The 1,014-nt window shown below is 63.9% G+C and carries 1 protein-coding gene; it reads right to left on the bottom strand.

The window, feature by feature from the left end; all coding sequences use genetic code 11:
* Window positions 1-31 precede the first annotated feature (31 nt).
* Entirely contained in the window at window positions 32-946 is a 915-nt protein-coding gene (locus tag Pph01_RS42475) for an IS982 family transposase (RefSeq protein ID WP_204078945.1), read from the bottom strand.
* Between the last annotated feature and the right edge of the window lie 68 nt (window positions 947-1,014).

The raw sequence follows: 1,014 nt of genomic DNA on the forward strand, positions 1-1,014 counted from the left end.
TAGATGATTGATTCCAGGCCTGTTGACTGAGTCAGTGGTCGTATGCGATCAGCGACCGTTTGATGGGCTGGCCGGTCTTGTCGTTGTGCCAGATCACGCAGGTCAGGGCAAGGATTCGGGTGACCACGCGGGTGATCACGCCTGCGGGGGTGCGGCCGCCGTGCCGTTCCAGGTCCAGTTGGCCCTTGAAGGTCTGGTTGATCGACTCGATGGTCTGGCGTAAGGGTTTGAACAGTGCTGTTCCGGCCCGTGGGGGTTCGCCCTTGCGGGCCTTACGCAGCAGGCGTAGCCCGGTGGCGGCCAGGGTGTGTTTGAAGTCGCGGCCGTAGTACTGCTTGTCGGCGATGATGGTCTGGCCGGGGTGGCGAGTGACCAGGTCGCCGGCGGTGTGCAGCATGCCTAGCAATGTGGTGCGTTCGTCGGCCTTGGCGCCGGTCAACGCGAAGGCCATGGGCAGACCGCCCAGCGTGCAGAGCAGGTGCAGGCGCAGTCCCCAAAAGAAGCGCGAGTGGGAGGCGCAGTAGCCGTACTCGGCCCAGCCTGCGAGGTCGCTGCGCTGGGCGGTTTGGCGGGAGCGGCCGCATTCGACCGGGGTGGAATCGATCACCCAGACGTCGTCGCTCCACAGTGAGGTGTCGCGACCGAGGATCGAGATCAGGTGGGTGATGAGGGTCGCGGCGGCGCGTAGCCGTTTGTTGTAGCCGGACTGGGTGGGCAGGTAGGGGAACATGGCAGGCAGGTGTTCTCGGGCGTAGCGCAGCCAGCGGCGTTCGGAGGTGAAGCCGAGTAGGGCTGATAAGACGGCCAGGGTGACCAGTTCGGCGTCGCTGAGGATGGGCTGAATGCCGGTACGGGGGCGTTCGGGGGCCAGGTCGGGGAAAGCGATCAGATGATCGTCGATCTTCACATAGAGTGCGGTGGCGAGGGTGTTCAGGTCTTTCGTCACAAATCGATCTTGGACACCCTCGCTCCATGTCCGCAGGCAGTTCCCGAAGATCAGCCCCAGGAATCAAT

The sequence above is a fragment of the Planotetraspora phitsanulokensis genome, from assembly GCF_016863295.1.
Classification (GTDB): domain Bacteria; phylum Actinomycetota; class Actinomycetes; order Streptosporangiales; family Streptosporangiaceae; genus Planotetraspora; species Planotetraspora phitsanulokensis.